The organism is Bartonella tribocorum (assembly GCF_002777915.1).
Lineage (GTDB): Bacteria > Pseudomonadota > Alphaproteobacteria > Rhizobiales > Rhizobiaceae > Bartonella > Bartonella tribocorum_A.
Genome location: NZ_NJGE01000009.1, coordinates 16,517 through 33,637 on the forward strand (window position 1 = coordinate 16,517; position 17,121 = coordinate 33,637).

Consider the following 17,121-nt stretch of genomic DNA (forward strand, 5'->3'; position numbering starts at 1 on the left):
ACACGCAGTATTTTATACAAAACACAAAAAGAATGCTCTTTTGAACAGATCAGCCATATAGCACTATTAAAAAAGACATCTTAAAATAGCTAAATAGCCATCAATCTCCCTTTTTCAATTATCATTCGCTTTTCTTTGCAACGAACAACCATATAAGATTTTTTGAACCTTTTCAAGCGTTTCTTAACCCATCCGTTCAACACAACCCCAATCATATATTCACACGCTTGTTTTAAAGAAATAATCTCTTAAGTGCCCTCAAAACCCATTTCGCACAAATTTATTTTCATTTCGCACTGGTCCCCATGAAGGGTACAATGATAAATCCCCCATGAAATGTATAAAATCCTCTAAGCACCCCATCTTTATGTTTCATAAAAGAGCAAGCCGACACGATCACACACTCAGCTCCTAATGTTACCCCCCCTTGGCACTTGAGACGATTAGGTATGCCTTTCTTGTACAGTTTCACACTGCACAGCTCTCTCTGCTTGTAATACGCAAAAAACATGGTTTTGGTTGATTTAAGATAAAAAGACTTGAAGTAAGAGAATCTTACGGTACTCAAAGCTCTCATTTAAGTTAAATAATGCTAAATTATCCTTATAAATAAAATATTATCAAGGAATAACGTTTAACTTTTCCCCCTTGCTATTTTCAAAATTTACTTATCTTCCCATCGATTATTTCACGTCATAACACACGGTCCGCTCTTAATCTCGCAGTTTTACATGCACCCCTAACCTAAAAACATAGAAACAATCATTTTATAATAAAGGCACAATTTCTACGCCTCCCTCTTCTCATCATCACCTCTTTAAATGAAGGCCTTTTCTTTCATAATCATACTGAAATATTTATTGTTATTTTGTATGCTTAATGAAAAACTTAAAAATCGTAAAATTATCGCATTTTAAATCTATTCTAGGTTGAATTACTTAAAATCATTTCCTTAGCATCACAAACAGAGCCTGACATATCGAAAATACCCTGAAAGGAAAAGGCTTCAGATGAAATCTCTCAAAGATTCCAAAGGGCTGTAGGAAACATTAAGGACAAGCGCTTTAACATGCAACATAAGGATATTCCATTTGAAACATTCCTTTCTTCGTACAAGAATATACCAGCACTAACCAATTTTATTATGGAGTGAAATCGATCAGAAAGTATGTCTGACTTGTCTCCTTCTACGCCTTAAAGGACAAAAAGCTTAACTCGATCTGCTCTGTAAACAATCCGAAATTTTGTTAAGCGGGGTTCCCTCTTGACTTTCTTCTTATATAAGTCACTTAAATGAAAAACTCTAAAAACAAGCTTACAAATATTCATCGCACACAAAAGACACTGAAACGTTTMAAAAAAGCTTACATACCTTATATTACCGCCATAAATAACGGTATTTCATGACATCACAGGATATGTTTCCACAATAAAAAACCTATAAAATCAATCAATATTTACTTTAAAGCTTTCCTTTTTTATGCACTCACGGGACTCCAACGCTTCAAGCCTTTATAAATAAAGAAAAGATTTTAAGCTTGCCGAATATATTGTATCAGCATATATTACAGGTTGTAACATATCGTTATTCATAAAATCACCTCTCAAAGAACAGAAAAGAGGTTCTTATGGCTGATCTCATAAAAGCCGCGATGTTTTATTCATCCTTGATTATCACCCTCAATGCTTTTGTTGTCATTTTAATGCTTATCATAGAGACATACTAAGCATAATCTCTTAGCCTTTTTGTAAAATTCCTATAGAAGCGCCTCAAATTTAAGATCCACAAAAGAATTGAACACTGCAGATTAATCATAGAGCAATTCCAGCCGCTGCATCTAACTCTTCTTTACTCTTTATCTCAGCATTTTTTACAATCAGACTCAACGTTTTTATTCCCTCTTTAAGCATGATAATCTTTTTTAGAATAACCTTCCCCTCTTCGACGTTCTATGAGTAGAAGGCAACAACCTCCAAACTTTGTTGGCTTTTCACAAAGTGCATGCGTGTCAGATATTTATACGCATAGTATAAATATCATTCTATTTTCACGCGTAAATACTGTAAAATCATTGTGTCAGTCTAAACACAATAGTCTTTAAAGAAGCTATATGATAAAAAATATTCTGCTTCTTTCATCCTAAGTGTTACTGCATCAAAGGATATTGGTTGTTTCTATTAACCAATTTGCTAAACGAGAATGAAAGCTATAGAAACATAAGCCAATCCCTATCTATTTACATATATCGTGATATGCTGTTTCAATAAATGAAAAAGACCCTCTTCTTTAAGGAAATTTTCCTATTCCTGAAATAAATATCTTTAATATTTAAGAAAAAATTCTCTCTATTGAAGGGAAAAAAAAGCACTGTTGTCACAATTACTTTTATTTATACTTTCACAACTATCTTTTTTCCTCAGATTTACAAAATCTGAGAACAGTTTTTAACCTCCCAAAAAAAGTTGCCTCTCCGCTATTATTGCATTCTCACAATTTTTAGATTTATGCATAGAGGCCCCACCTAAATAACATTTCTTTTGCCATTCGAGGCGTAATTTTTTATCTTTCTTAAACTCTTCTACGCTGTAAGTTTTTTCGCAACCGATAGTGATAAATCCCGTGCAAAGCAGCAATGCTGTTATAATGACTTTGTTCATCAATGAATTTCCCTGCTTTCGGATTTACAAAATTTGAGATACAATTGAATATCCCATTAAATTGCACATTCGGTTCAGTGTGCATTTTCAAAAATCTTAAAGCCCACTTCTGTAGGCGATTTTTCGCAACCTGTGACGATAAATCGCGTACAAAGATAAATATTGCGATCAACATTTTTTATGCTTTAATTGTTATTCTTCTGTTTTTCAGTTTCATTCCCATTTTTGCTATTTTCACGAAGTTTTTTTGCAAGATTTCTATAATGCTCCTGAAAAAGTTCCATATCGGCTTGCATGGCATTTTGACAGTTCTTGTTTGCAAAAGCAGAAGGGCCCATTTTATCGCATTTCTTTCCCCATTCTTGCATCAATTTTTTATCTTTCTTAAATTCTTCAACACTGTAGTTTTTCTCACAACCAACAGTGACAAGCCCTGTGCAAAGCAACAGTGTTGTTATAACGATCTTGTTCATGGTTTTACCCCTCTCTTTGTGTTATACTTTAATCATGATGTCGTTGGCTTCACAAAATCCCTATATCATGCTTTTACTATAATTTTCCTTTGACAAATACGCGCATTTTCAACGCCAATATATTGAATCATGAGGACCTCTTTATTATCAGACTTACATCTATAACGTTATCGACATAGCGGTTCTTTATATTTGAACTGTTTAAACTTCAGCAGCAATTTTAATATCTTAACATTTTCAAAAAGCTTTTTAATTACTTCTTTTTTTCAAGAATTTTCCTTCAAGAACCACTTCATCATGAAAAGCAGCACAAATATCTTATCAAAAATTCATCATGCCTATATTCATTGCAAATTTTCTGCAAACGAAACAACATATCTTTTAGTGATCTGATTGCGCTTTCACTTACTTCTTAATCCGCCAAAAAAGAAAAAACTTAACTCCCCCTACACTTTTTAAATGCCAACAGAAATTCTAAAAAAGCGACCTTATATACCCCAACGGTAGAAAAGATTATCCTTTGCCTAGCATCCAGCGGCATTCAATACTTAGACGAAAAAATCATATAAATGAAAGAAACACTTTTATATCATCCCCAATGATTTCTTTTGATTATGAGGAAAGCTTATAGCACCCCCCTATCAATCAATTTTATTGATTTTTATCCCCCCTTATAAACATGAATGTAATTTTAAAAGAAGTATTACGTAGCAGAAAAAAAGAAGCAATACTACTGTTAATTGACATCATCTATCCCTGTATTAAGTACAATAAACAAAGTATTTATTACAATAAACAAAAAATAACTTCACATTTAAAATTATAAGCAAGACAATTTCTATGGAAGAATAAACTTATCTATCCAGCGATGATACAAATAACAAGGAAGAAGATGATCACATCTATAGGAGAAAAGCTAAAACGAAGAATTTCTCATAGGTTCATAACTCTTTCATGAGATGAATCTTATGGAAAACAACTTAAATGAAACACCTCTTGTAAAAGGGTGCTGTTATCACAATTAACTTTATGGAAAAACGACCGATATCATCTTTTTAACAATATCCAAACCAACGCACACTTATCATCGTATATCATTTTTTATTTTCCGTATCTTTTTGACAGTAATTCGCGCACCTCATCGGCTATTTTGGTTCCACGACTTGCACAACTTACCTTAATTAACCGATGTAAAGTTTCCGGTATATCAATCGTGAGACGCTTCATCCCTCCACTTATGTTCTCTTTGTTGTTTTCTACCCATGCATCAGCCGTTAAAGGAATGGATTTATTGGTTGGTTTCGTGCCAATTTTAATTTTTTTATTCATCAAGCTAACTCCTTGATTTCCGCTGCAACAGCTTCAATCTCTGCGGCCGCGGGTCCTTGCTTATCCACTTCGTAAACAGCCCTGCCCTGTGCTGCAGCTTCTGCAAAAATCACACGTTGCGCAACACTAGAAGAAAGAACACGCACGGGGTATATGCCAAGAGCTTCGTTCACATCACGCCCTATTGCTGTATTGACTATTTTACGATTAATAATAAAGGCAGATTGAAGATTTTCTTTATAAACGCGTGCTTCGTCAATCAGCTTTACAATTCCATCAGCTGCCCAAATATCATAGGGACTAGGCAAAACAGGTATAAGCACAAAATCCGAAGCCATAAGAGCACTACGAGCAAGATCAGTCACACGCGGAGGACCATCAATAATAATATGATCATAACCATGGCCAATCTGTGTAATCTCTTTATGAACTGTGGCACGCGGTAAACCAATAACTGAAAACAAAGGAGCCTCTTCACGCGCAGCAGCCCAATCTAATGCGCTCCCCTGTGGATCAACATCAATGAGCAATACCCTTTCACCGGTCCGTGCAAAACTGGCCGCAAGATTCACACTCAATGTGGTTTTTCCAACACCCCCTTTTTGATTCAAAAGCCCAATGATCATTCGTTACGTCTTTCAGTATTATCGTTTTTGCGATTATACTGAAAACAACCAAAGAAGCAAGCGTCCAACACCTGAAAAACAACCACTCCTCTTAATTTTTTACGATAAAAATGACAGCCCCTAATTTTATCTTTATAATATTTTTTTAGCATAAAAATATTGTGAAAATGATGTTTCTGAGGATAAAAAGATAAATTGGAACAAGAGAATTTTACGGGGTTCAGAGTTCTAATTCAATAGAAAACACTATATTATCATTATTAATCAATGTGTTACCCAAGATCGAATAACAAACATGTTGCGGTGTGAGATACTTTGCACCTTGACAACGCATTTTTCCAAGCAAGTCTCCTCGACAAAAAGAATATTTTTGTTAAGATGCTATTGGAAGATCTTACCTTCATCATGCCCTTTATATAGAGTTAAGAGTATCGTAAAAATCGTGCAATTTGGAATAAACAAAAATGAATTTACAACAAATTGACCCTGATATTTTTATTGGCGCCCAAATTAGCACAGAAGATATCAAAACATTAGCAGAAGCTGGTTTTAAAACAATTATCTGTAACCGCCCCGATCACGAGGAACCTCATCAACCTGATTTTTCAAGTATTAAAACAGTCGCAAATAATTATGACATAAAAGCCTATCATATTCCCATTTCCCCTCCGACCATAGAAAAATCAGATATTGAAACCATGCAAACAATTTTAAAAACAGCATCTCTGCCTCTTTTCGCCTATTGCCATCGTGGAACGCGTTCGCTACACCTTTATCGTTTAGCACGTCTTTAATCATAGGTTGCATGCGCTTCCCAAGCACCTTGCAAAAAAAGTTCTTAAATTTGCACCGATTTGTAAACAATAGTTATGGTGCCCTATATCTTCCACTTAGGCTTTTCCCTTCATGAAACCACTTCATACAACCCGATAAGCAAGCTTTTCTCTTAAATAGACAACAAACATCTACCCCATACATGCAAATTGGTGAAGTAATAAACTTTTAAAATAAAAAAATTATCGATTTTAAATTTTGTGAAATTCTAAGGCTAAAAGCGCAAGAAATTTTAAAAACAGCATTTTTCCTTCTTCTCATCTATTCTTGCCAATAGGCTGCGTGCTTATTTATTTGCTTTTCATCATGGATTTTAACGGATTAGAAAGAAACAAACAGTAAACTTTTTGATTGACAGAAAAAGCCATAAAATTAACTTTGAAAAAGATCATGCCTAACTCAGATCTTCAGATATTCGATTCTCCTTCTCAACAACGGAAAAAACGTATATTCCATGATGTTTTGGAATATATCTTTGTGATGATCATCACTTTAAGTGCTATTTTTACAGCGCTTCTCTTTTTTTCAGATAAACTTAAGGCATATTTTTAAAAGTAAGCAGCTTATCCAACTTTGATAAAGGTTGTACTGTCTTTAAAATTTCTTTTGCTTTTTTTTCATCATGGTGCATTTGTGCAATTAAAGGTTCAAGTCCATCAAATTTTTCTTGTCCACGCAAAAATTGGAAAAAAGAAACGGTACAGCTTTCCCCATAAAGGTCATCGTTAAAGTCAAACAAATAGGTTTCCAAAAGTGGCACCCCATCTTTAACAACTGTTGGACGACAACCAAAACTTGCAACACCATCATACAAAACACCGTCTGCACGACGCAGGCGTACCGCATAAACACCCTGTGCCAAACGAACCTGAGGAGGCAACATCTGATTAGCAGTAGGAAATCCCAAAAGACGTCCAAGTTTGTCTCCTTGAATAATATTGGAGCATACCCGATAGTGATACCCTAACAAATGGGCTGCTTTGTCCACTTCCCCTTGTGAAAGAAGTTGTCGAATAAAACTAGAGGAAATGATCAATGGTTGTGAATCTTGAAAACGAGAAACGCAAGGCACTTGTACGACCTGAAATCCAACTTCTTTTCCTCTTTGACAAAGAAGATCTACGTTTCCACTTTTCTGATGACCAAATTGAAAGTTTTCGCCTGTCACCACAACGGAAACATCAAAAACATCCTTTAAAATCGACTGAATAAATTCATCTGCTGAAAGAGCAGCAAACTGCGCATCAAACGGCTGCTCAATCACGCCATCAAAGCCAAGGATTTTAAAAATTTCAGCTTTTTCAGCCGCTTCTGTCAAACGATAGACAGGTGCTGAACGTTGAAAAAAACTTCTTGGATGAGGTTCAAAGGTTAAAACAACAGCGGGTTTCTTTTTTATCCGCGCGAAATCAAGCGCTTTTTGCAACACGACCTGATGTCCACAATGAACACCATCAAAATTTCCAAGTGCCAACACAGCTCCCCGCCAAACCGAGGGAAACATATGAGTTCCCTGAAGACGCAAAAAATTAGCCATTACTGAAGTGCCCACATGATTGCTTGTGGCCTATAACCATGACGTTCTAGAAAAGAATGCAAAGCTTGCTTATCCACCACACCATTTTTCATATAATCATAACAATGAATCCCTCCCATAATATAAAGGGCATCAAGACCAAAATGAGCCGCCCCCTTAATATCTGTCAAAAGACCATCACCAATAGCTAAAACTTGACTTTTTTCTACTGTCCCACGTATTTTCTGGAGTTTTTCAAAGGCACACTCATAAATAGGCCCATGAGGTTTTCCAGCAATGCGGACTTCCCCCCCTAATTGTTGGTAAAGACGCGCCAATGCACCAGCGCACCAAAACTCCTTATTGCCATAATGGACAATCACATCCGGATTAGCACAAATAAAAGGTAAATTCCGCGCGCGTATACGACGAAACATCTCCTCATAAGCAGAGGGTTCTTCATCAAAATCTTCAAGAAAGCCACTACAAACGACAACAGAAGCTTCCCATTCTTCAACGAATTCACACTCTAACCCTTCAAACAACACCAAATCACGTTGTGGACCAATGAAAAAAACTTTACGCGGTGCAGCACAAATGAGATCACGCGTTACATCCCCTGAAGTGATAATGGCATCATAATAGTCACTATGAATATTCATGCTTTGTAATTGGGCCGCAACGTCTTCCCGCAGTCGAGGAGAATTGGTTAATAAAATGACACTTTTCCCCATTTGTCGAATTTTATACAACGCTTTCAACGCAGGTTCAAATGCTTGGATACCGTTATGCACAACACCCCACACATCACAAAAAACAGCATCATAACGCGCTATAACAGTCTCAATATGGGTAAGTTCATTCATGGTGCACCTATCTCTATTTGTCATTGATCAAGCTGTCTTTATACTTCAAAACTACTTATCGAAAGATAAGAGTCCTGTCATCTGCTTTCTCAAACCATATCCCAACTTTTTATCGTCTATAGAGATCATAAGAAATGATAAAATAAATAAGTTATCATTAAGTTGTGCAAAATTCTAAAATGCTTGATAGCAAAAGCTTATCATTGCCAAATGCTCATTTTTCTCATAAACATTTCAGTTCTAACAACAACTGCGTTAATAGCGTTTTTCATCTAAAACACTCAAATTCTTCATTTAGAAAATAAATGAACAACGCCCCCCTTTAAAAATCACTTCCTCAAGTATAAATCCATTGAGTTATAATAAATGCGCTTAAGTATTGAGAAATATATTTTTTTAACAAACATGGAGATGTACAACAACAAAATCTAGAATGTTTTGATTTTTTTATATGATATGAGAGGCGTTCATTCGTGAAAACATTCCCCTATCATCAAAATATCTCAGCCGCATAAAAACAAAGCATTTTGCTCAATCGCTTAAGAAAAATAAAATGAGTCCTTTTGATATTGGCTAAGAACAATAAGAATACTTTGAGCTTAAAAACCAAGCTTTATCTTTGTGAAAAGCCAAACTGAAAACATAACTTGAATGGGTTAGCATAAAAAATTGAGAAGCAAACAACCTGTTATTTAAAAAATCTATCTATCTCAAGAAAAACTATTTTTATTGCCAAGCTCTTAAAATTACTTTATGAATTAAAAGGTGTCTTGGTCGCATACGCAGCGACCAATAGGGCTCTAAAACCCGAAAGCTAAAATAAAAATTTACTCCGCTTTGCGGATATCCCGGAATTCCGGGAGATTTTGCTATGTCCAAGTGCTGTAAGCACTAAAAGCAAAATGCTGATTTAGCTTCAGTTTTAGACTCCCGGAATACCAATGCGAGGGCGCTCGCAACCGGAGGGGGCAAATGCAAGCTCAGAACCTTAATATTGATCTTTTTGTTGGCAAAAAAATTCGCTTGAAGCGAAAAATATTAGGGATGTCTCAAAAAAACTTAGGAGACGCTTTAGGGGTAAGTTTTCAACAAACTCAAAAGTATGAAAAAGGCTTAAATCGTGTGAGCGCTGGGCGATTAAAGGAAATTTCCGATATCCTAAATGTTCCGGTTTCCTTTTTTTACACGGATATCATCACAAACGAAAACACCTCGTACCCTCATGAAGAAATTGCATCAAGCAAAGAGGAATTTTTGCTTTTAAAAAGCTTTAGAGTCCTGACCTCTGTCAAACAGAAAGCCATTTTAAAATTAATTTCTGATCAGAATTAAAACGTTTTAAAACATGGATATAGGGTGCATCACGTTCTGTTCTTGGCTTTCTCCCCACACCTCAAAGAATGCAAATCTCTCCTCAAACCGGTTGATAAACAATCCGCCTTCTCAAAACAGCTCCTTTTCAGCTTCCCATTTCATAGGATTCCTTTCCCCCAATGATATGAACAAACCTTCTCCTGAATATTCACCGTACTCTCTCATCAAAAGGCCCCATGCATAAACTTTTTACCTCACCACCTCTCAAACGATGGTGTTTTACAGCACTAAAGGATACGCATCCATATGTATTTTAAAAAGGGAAATCCCCTCTTGGCTGTGAACGCTCCATTGATTTTAGACGATGTGCATTTAACATACCTGCTATAAAGACTTAGTATCTGTTATAAATTCTTAAAAGTCATGTTTTTTCCTCTAAAATCTCAATGCTATACGAACTTCACCATAAAACAATACGCTCCAATTCTCTCGTAATCATAATCCTCAATCTGATAAAGTTGAAACAAACGATATAATTGTGAATACAATTTTAGGCGATCATCTAGAATAACAAATGATAACGATTGCTTCTATAAAGATAAAAGAAGTCACGATCAATTGCACAGTAACTTCTTTATTTGAAACTTATACATCTACTATTGAGATATGTATTTTTCTCAAAAGCCATGCCCACGATCCGTAGAAGGAGTCTCTTTCGAGAAAAACAGTTCATTATCTGCTTTTAGAACGTTTTGACAATTCGTAGATTCCTGAACAGCTGGTCCTGAAAGAAAACACTTCTTTCCCCATTCTTCTCTTAATTTTGCATCTTTTTTAAAATCTTCTACGCTATAGTTTTTTTCACACCCGGCCACCAATAATAGAGCCATGCATAATAAAATAAATTTTCTCATTTTACCCCTCTTTAAATACCTTATCTGTTAACATTATCCCCAAAATGGATTTTGAATTTTCATATTTTATGAAGATAGAGCGTGATTATCCCTTGCTTATTTTCACAATGAACATCTAAGTACAATAATGCAAGAAGCGCTCATGACAGCCATCGTATGCGTTTTTCATAAAATACAATGAGAAGAAAAGAGCCAAAACTCAATAAAAATGACGAAATCAAAAGACGCACGAATGCTTTTGTCCAACTGATTTCAAATACAGAGACTGCGATAGGAATTGCTCCCAACGCTAGAAAGCCTATGAGCATTATAATGCTTAATATCACGATCAACGGACCACGAAGCTATAACAAGAAAAATACGAGCGCTTTTTACCTCTTTCTATTTTTCTCACTGTTCTGCCCCCTATTTAATGCTTAAATGAGAAGTTTTATGGTATAGAGGAAATACCAACGATACAAGTCATTTTTACGAAGATTTTTTTGTAAGAGCCTATTTGAAACCCATCATTTGGAGGGATGATTTTAAGCTATTGTGAAACACTCTATTCAATTAATATCAAACACTTCACTATTTTGGGATCTATTCATTTTTCCTTTATTAACCTCGCTCTACAAAGCCGTTTCTTGAGCATTTTTTATCTTCTCACTTTCTCCTTCAAGGTCAAATATTGAAAAGCCCTCTGCCACTCAAAATGGCATTCCTCTTCTTCGGAAAAGCTCATAAAGAGAAAGTCCACTTTAAGAGTAAATCTCTTTTGAAAATAAAAATGTTATCCTTTCACTTTTATGAAAAAGACGAAAATAATCTCACAATTTATTCCACTTTACCCTATGGTAGTTGCAATTTTATGGATAAAGTTTTCTCTCATAAAAGTCTCAGTAAATATCTTCGTTATAGTCAATCAAAAGCCAGAAAAGGGGTTGTAAGATCCATTATCGCGCCGCCATTTTAAAGGTTCAATGAAATTGCTTGACCAAAGACCAATCCTGTTGTCACGTGCTTTTGCTGAAGCATGATGATACTGTATTGGAATAGGATTCTTACCCTCCTTTGAAAGCACAAACATACCCTCTTCAAGACCTGCCTCGGCTAAATCAACCCCCTGAACAAAACATTGCGCATAATAAACACCATTGTGCATAAAAGCCTGCTTACAGGATAAATCCTGACCAAGTGTTTTAGTGACAAGCCAAGCCGTTGTAACCGCACCACAAGGCCATTCTTGATCCTTTAATTTTGCTTTTTGACGTGGTGCGCATGTATCCACACCATAAAGATGAATATCACGGGTAATATGGGATCGCCAAGATTGTGCAGAAGGCGTTAGTAATTTAAATGTAACTCCACTCGTAACGGATGCCCTACCATGAAAAACAACAATATTATTTACAACATCGTTTGATGCAACACTCTTTTGCAGATCAAATGTTGGTTCATTTTCTTTTAATGGCTGTGGGGTGATCGATTGACTCAATTTTTTTTCTTCTCGATAGAGATCAATAATATCTTGGATACCTTGCGTTTTAAGTATTTCAAAAACGCTAAAATCTATTTTATCTTTATATTGGCTTAATCCCCACACTATGGAACCCATAATGTAAATAATAACAATTAATTTAAATAGCATTTCTTAACGCACTCGCTTAAAAAATTCATTATTTTTCTATCCTTTCACATCATTTATCAGTAATCCCCTTGTTTTTAAAGAAAAAATTCAAATATCTGTGTTGCACATTAACTACATTTTGTAAAGAATAATATTCTTTCTTGCCTTTTTTTAATATTGTTAACTTGACCAAAAGCACAACTTAAAATTGCCATTTTCATATAACACAATCTCAATTTGAAAAGACTTCTGTCTCTTTAAAAAGAAGAATTTGAGAGTGAAAAAATCCACTATCAAGGCTTTTAAAACAAAAAAACGAGGAGTTTAGACTGTCATAAAATAACAGAATTCTCCAGTTGTTAGAGGCAATGGAATGTCGACATATGAACAAATATTGTTTGTTAAAGAGAGGTAAAATGACAGATAATAGATTCCAGAACATCATTTTTATCGTGACCATGCTGTTTTTTACAGCAGTGTTAGTATCCGATGTTTCTTATGCTGCTCCTAGTGGAGGTGGTCTTGGAACTCTTGATGGTGTTTTAGGCAACATTGTCGCAATGATGACGGGCCCAACGGCAAGGCTCATTGCCATTATATGTGTTGCTGCTGTAGGTATTGGCTGGATGTACGGCTTTATTGATTTACGCAAAGCAGCTTACTGTGTTCTGGGTATTGCGATTGTTTTTGGTGCTCCCGCTCTTGTCACTAAATTAGCGAGTACAGCATAAAATGAACGAAGATACCCTTTTCCTTGCTTGTACACGTCCGACCATGTTTGCCGGTGTTACAATGGAAGCGATGGCGCTCAATGTCATGGCAACATCCATTCTCTTTATTTTGACCAGTGGTTTTACCATGATTGGGCTTGGGATTGGGATGCACTTTATTTTGCGTGAAGTGACAAAGCATGATCACAACCAATTTCGCGTATTATTTGCATGGCTCAATACAAGAGGAAAACAAAAAAACCTCAACAGATGGGGAGGAGGTTCTACCTCCCCCTTACGCCTTGTCCGCACTTATAAGGAACTAAGCTGAAGGAACAAAACCGGTGAAACAGATGTCAATGATGAAACGGGAAACTTTGCCTGAAGAATATATTCCCTATATACGTCACATCAACCAGCATGTCATTGCTTTAAGTTCGCGCTGTTTAATGATTGTGATGGCTGTTGAAGGTGTAAATTTTGACACTGCAGATATTGATCAATTAAATTCTTTACACAACCAATTAAACACTCTTTTGAAAAATATTGCAGATGAACGGGTTGCTTTATATTCTCACATCATTCGCCGTCGTGAAACGATTTATCCAGAAGGTCATTTTCTTTCATCTTTTGCAACAATATTAGATGAAAAATACAAAAAGAAAATGGTTTCGCAAGAGCTGTATCGAAATGATCTGTTTATTTCACTGCTTTGGAATCCCGCAGCGGATAAAACAGAAAAACTGGCAGCATTTTTTCAGCGCTTGAGCAAAGCAAAAAAAACGCAATCTGAACCCGATGAGGAAGCTATTCGTAAACTCGAAGAGTTAAGCCAAGATCTCATGCAAGGTTTGGAAGAATATGAAGTTCGTCTCCTATCAATCTATGAACATGAAGGACTTTTATGTTCCGAACAAAGTGAATTTCTCCACCAGCTGGTGGGTGGAAGACGTGAACGTATTCCTCTGACATTTGGCACCATTGCCTCAACGATTTACTCAGATCGTGTTATTTTTGGGAAAGAAATTATCGAAATTCGCCATGAAAGCAATGAACGCTTTGTCGGTATGTTTGGATGGAAAGAATACCCCTCTAAAACACGCCCAGGGATGACCGATGGTTTGCTTACGGTACCATTTGAATTCATCTTAACACAATCCTTTGTTTTTAAAAGTAAAGCAGCCGCCAGTGCAATTATGAGCCGCAAGCAAAATCAAATGATCAATGCAGCCGACCGTGCAAGCTCACAAATTGATGCACTGGATGAAGCCCTCGATGATTTAGAGTCAAACCGTTTTGTTTTGGGCGAACATCACATTTCTTTAGCTGTTTTTGGGGATCACCCCAAAATATTGACTGAGAACTTATCAAAAGCACGTTCCCATTTAACCAATGGGGGCGCTGTAATTGCCAGAGAAGATTTAGGATTGGAAGCTGCATGGTGGGCACAATTACCCGGCAACTTTAGCTATCGTGCGCGTTCAGGCGCCATTACTAGCAGAAACTTTGCAGCTTTATCACCCTTCCATTCTTTCCCCGTTGGCAAATTAAACGATAATGTTTGGGGGGCCGCTGTCGCTTTGCTAAAAACACAGGCTGGTTCACCTTACTATTTTAATTTTCATTATGGTGATCTTGGAAATACTTTTGTTTGCGGTCCATCGGGATCTGGTAAAACAGTGATTGTTAATTTTCTTCTTGCACAATTACAAAAACACAATCCAACCATGGTTTTTTTTGACAAAGATCAAGGAGCAGAGATTTTTGTACGCGCTGGAGGTGGAAAATATAAACCTTTAAAAAATGGACAGCCCACCGGTATTGCTCCCTTAAAGGGCATGGAATACAACGAAAAAAATAAAATTTTTCTTCGTAATTGGATCTTAAAGCTCGTAACCACTGAAGGGCAAATCGTGACCGAAGAAGAGCGACAAGATATCGCCAAAGCCATCGATTCCTTAGAACACTTACCCCCAACACAACGCTCTCTTGGTGCCCTTCAACTGTTTTTTGACAACACATCCAAAGAAGGGATTGCCATACGGCTACAACGCTGGATTAGAGGCAATGATTTGGGATGGGTTTTTGACAATGATCAAGATGATCTCAATTTAAATGCACAATTCATTGGCTATGACATGACCGATTTCTTAGACAACGAAGAAATTCGGCGCCCCTTGATGATGTATCTCTTTCACCGCATTCTTGATCTGATTGATGGACGGCGCATTATTATTGTCGTTGATGAGTTCTGGAAAGCTTTGGAGGATGATTCATTCAAAGCTTTTGCGCAAGATCGGCTCAAAACAATTCGTAAACAAAATGGCATGATGCTCTTTGCAACACAAAGCCCCAAAGACGCTTTAAACTCCACAATCGCACACACAATTATTGAGCAATGTCCGACCCAAATATTTTTTCCCAATCAAAAAGCAAATTACAATGATTATGTCGAAGCTTTCAAACTCTCTGAGCGTGAATTTGAACTAATACAGTCAGAATTAAGCAGAGAATCCCGTCGTTTTCTTATCAAACAAGGACAAAGTTCTGTCGTTGCAGAACTTAACTTACGTGGAATGAACGATGAAATCGCCGTTTTAAGCGGCACAACCAAAAATATTGAACTCATGAATGAAATTATAACCGAATATGGAGCAGATCCTGAAAAATGGCTGCCTATATTTTATCAAAGGAGAAAAAAACAATGAAAAAATATGGCTTAGTAACACTGTTATCTTTTTCTTTTATTTCTCATGCGCTCTCACAAATGTCCCCCGATGCTGATGAATATTATAAACAAGCACTCGAGAACACGCAAAAATTAGATGCTGCAAAATCAGAAACTGCAGAAACCATTTATCAAACTGCAATTGAAACGACAAAAAAAATCAAAGAAATAAGTGGTAAACTTGAACATGTTAAATCACAAATAGCGACAGCAGCAACAGACACGACAACAGACGCGACAACAAACACTGAAAAAAAATCTAAACTTGAAGGATTGCAGAAACTTCAAACCCTTCAGCAAGAACTTCAAGTAGAAGCTTCTCTTCTTCAAGCTGATCTTCAGGCAAGTTCTTTAAAGCTTCAGGCTTTGTCTATGATTCAGGCAAGAGATACGAAAACAAAAGAGGAGCTGCGTGAAGAAAAGGAGAAAGAAAAACATAAAGTACTTCAAGCACAATTAAAAGAAAAAGAAGAAAAACTAAAAGAAAAAATTGAAAGTACGAGTACAGATGTCAGACTATAGCTTCCCTATATTTGATAGATTTTCTCCATTTGCAAGCATTTCTGGGTATATTTTAAAGCCCCTCGACAATGTGATGGACACAACGGTGAGTGGATTATCTTCTGCTATTTCAGCGCCCTTAAATCTTGCCGCAATCATTTTTATCTTTCTTTATGGCTATAATGTTATGACAGGTCGCGTTGCGCTTTCCATGCATAGTCTTCTCAATAATGTTGTTAAAATTGTGGTTGTGACAACAATGGCAACAAATGCAGAGACGTTCAATACGTATGTCAAAGATATTTTCTTCAATGATTTGTCCAACGCGATTGGAAATGCATTAAACAGCAATCCTGCAAACTCCAATGTTTTTGATTATATTTTATTAAAGGCCGCTAACCGCTATCAAGAAGTCCTATACAATGCTTGGTTTTTTGAAAAGATCATTGTAGGGCTTCTTGGTTCTATCATGCTTCTTGCTGTTGTCCTCTTTTGTATAGGTGGTTTTATTGTGCAAATGTTTGCACAAGTTGCACTGGTCATGATTATAGGTCTTGGACCTCTGTTTATTAGTTTATATTTGTTCAATGCAACGCGAAAATACACCGATGCGTGGATTACAACTTTGGTCAATTTTACCATTTTACAAGTTCTCGTGATTATGCTTGGAACCATTATATGTCAAGTAATCATACAGGTTCTCAGAGTTTCTTATGACTCAATCTACATTCTTTTCCCCCCTGTCATCGTCATTTCTATTATAGGGGTTATTATCTTCCGTGCACTTCCCGGTATTGCCACAGCGTTGGCCTCTGGTGGACCATACTTTAGCGCTGGTGTCTCTTCAGGAGGACAGATTTTCACAATGCTTGCCAATAGTGCAAGAGCAAGTGGTAATGCAATAAAAAGTGCCACTTTACAAATCTCAGGAGCTGCCAGCAAAGGTGCGGCAGGTGCGGCAGCAAAAGCAGGAAAATCTGGAGGTGGTCGTGGTCGGTTTTAAGATAAAGCGACTCTTTAAAAGAATAAGTATTTTTATTTTT

Annotated in this window: 16 protein-coding genes; 7 read left to right on the plus strand and 9 right to left on the minus strand. The window is 36.5% G+C overall.

Annotated elements, in window-relative coordinates; all coding sequences use genetic code 11:
- Positions 1–2,445: 2,445 nt before the first annotated feature.
- From CER18_RS04805 to parA, 5 genes are all read right to left on the minus strand, one after another.
- Positions 2,446–2,658, minus strand: a complete 213-nt coding sequence (locus CER18_RS04805) for an EexN family lipoprotein (protein ID WP_100128944.1) — start codon at positions 2,656–2,658, stop codon at positions 2,446–2,448.
- Positions 2,570–2,833, minus strand: a complete 264-nt coding sequence (locus CER18_RS10265) for a hypothetical protein (RefSeq protein WP_210199635.1) — start codon at positions 2,831–2,833, stop codon at positions 2,570–2,572. Before CER18_RS10265 ends, CER18_RS04805 begins: the two co-directional genes overlap by 89 nt.
- Positions 2,834–2,843: 10 nt before the next feature.
- Positions 2,844–3,131, minus strand: coding sequence for an EexN family lipoprotein (locus tag CER18_RS04810; RefSeq protein ID WP_100128945.1), 288 nt, complete (start codon positions 3,129–3,131; stop codon positions 2,844–2,846).
- A gap of 1,101 nt (positions 3,132–4,232) precedes the next feature.
- Complete coding sequence (locus tag CER18_RS04820) at positions 4,233–4,460, minus strand: plasmid partition protein ParG (RefSeq protein ID WP_100128946.1); 228 nt, start codon at positions 4,458–4,460, stop codon at positions 4,233–4,235.
- On the minus strand, positions 4,460–5,086 hold the full coding sequence (parA, locus tag CER18_RS04825; protein WP_100128947.1) for a ParA family partition ATPase: 627 nt from the start codon (positions 5,084–5,086) through the stop codon (positions 4,460–4,462). The genes CER18_RS04820 and parA overlap by 1 nt, the downstream gene beginning before the upstream one ends.
- Positions 5,087–5,550: 464 nt before the next feature.
- Here parA and CER18_RS04830 point away from each other — a divergent pair, with 464 nt between their 5' ends.
- Complete coding sequence (locus CER18_RS04830) at positions 5,551–5,880, plus strand: TIGR01244 family sulfur transferase (RefSeq protein WP_100128948.1); 330 nt, start codon at positions 5,551–5,553, stop codon at positions 5,878–5,880.
- A gap of 575 nt (positions 5,881–6,455) precedes the next feature.
- Here the strand turns inward: CER18_RS04830 and CER18_RS04840 are convergent.
- Positions 6,456–7,457 carry a bifunctional riboflavin kinase/FAD synthetase gene (locus tag CER18_RS04840; protein ID WP_100128950.1) on the minus strand — a complete coding sequence of 334 codons (1,002 nt, stop codon included), beginning with the start codon at positions 7,455–7,457 and terminating at the stop codon, positions 6,456–6,458.
- Positions 7,457–8,302, minus strand: coding sequence for a TIGR01459 family HAD-type hydrolase (locus CER18_RS04845; RefSeq protein WP_100128951.1), 846 nt, complete (start codon positions 8,300–8,302; stop codon positions 7,457–7,459). The genes CER18_RS04840 and CER18_RS04845 overlap by 1 nt, the downstream gene beginning before the upstream one ends.
- A 972-nt stretch (positions 8,303–9,274) precedes the next feature.
- On the opposite strand from CER18_RS04845, the gene CER18_RS04850 reads away from it, so the two are divergent.
- Complete coding sequence (locus CER18_RS04850; RefSeq protein WP_100128952.1) at positions 9,275–9,634, plus strand: helix-turn-helix domain-containing protein; 360 nt, start codon at positions 9,275–9,277, stop codon at positions 9,632–9,634.
- A 659-nt stretch (positions 9,635–10,293) separates the two neighbouring features.
- Here the strand turns inward: CER18_RS04850 and CER18_RS04855 are convergent.
- Together CER18_RS04855 and CER18_RS04865 are read right to left on the minus strand one after the other, a co-directional pair.
- Entirely contained in the window at positions 10,294–10,530 is a 237-nt protein-coding gene (locus CER18_RS04855; protein ID WP_100128953.1) for an EexN family lipoprotein, read from the minus strand.
- Positions 10,531–11,434: 904 nt separating this feature from the next.
- Positions 11,435–12,127 carry a hypothetical protein gene (locus CER18_RS04865; RefSeq protein WP_432417134.1) on the minus strand — a complete coding sequence of 231 codons (693 nt, stop codon included), beginning with the start codon at positions 12,125–12,127 and terminating at the stop codon, positions 11,435–11,437.
- Positions 12,128–12,555: 428 nt separating this feature from the next.
- Between CER18_RS04865 and CER18_RS04870 the strand changes: the two genes are divergently transcribed.
- Genes CER18_RS04870 through CER18_RS04890 form a run of 5 tightly spaced genes read left to right on the plus strand, consistent with a single transcriptional unit; the run spans position 12,556 to position 17,081 of the window.
- Entirely contained in the window at positions 12,556–12,870 is a 315-nt protein-coding gene (locus tag CER18_RS04870; protein ID WP_100128955.1) for a TrbC/VirB2 family protein, read from the plus strand.
- 1 nt (position 12,871) lies between these two features.
- Positions 12,872–13,180, plus strand: coding sequence for a type IV secretion system protein VirB3 (locus tag CER18_RS04875; protein WP_100128956.1), 309 nt, complete (start codon positions 12,872–12,874; stop codon positions 13,178–13,180).
- Between the two features lie 22 nt (positions 13,181–13,202).
- Positions 13,203–15,557, plus strand: coding sequence for a VirB4 family type IV secretion/conjugal transfer ATPase (locus CER18_RS04880; RefSeq protein WP_100128957.1), 2,355 nt, complete (start codon positions 13,203–13,205; stop codon positions 15,555–15,557).
- Entirely contained in the window at positions 15,554–16,099 is a 546-nt protein-coding gene (locus tag CER18_RS04885; RefSeq protein WP_100128990.1) for a type IV secretion system protein VirB5, read from the plus strand. The genes CER18_RS04880 and CER18_RS04885 overlap by 4 nt, the downstream gene beginning before the upstream one ends.
- Positions 16,086–17,081 (plus strand): type IV secretion system protein, encoded by a 996-nt coding sequence (locus tag CER18_RS04890; RefSeq protein ID WP_100128958.1) that lies wholly within the window; start codon positions 16,086–16,088, stop codon positions 17,079–17,081. Before CER18_RS04885 ends, CER18_RS04890 begins: the two co-directional genes overlap by 14 nt.
- Positions 17,082–17,121 lie beyond the last annotated feature (40 nt).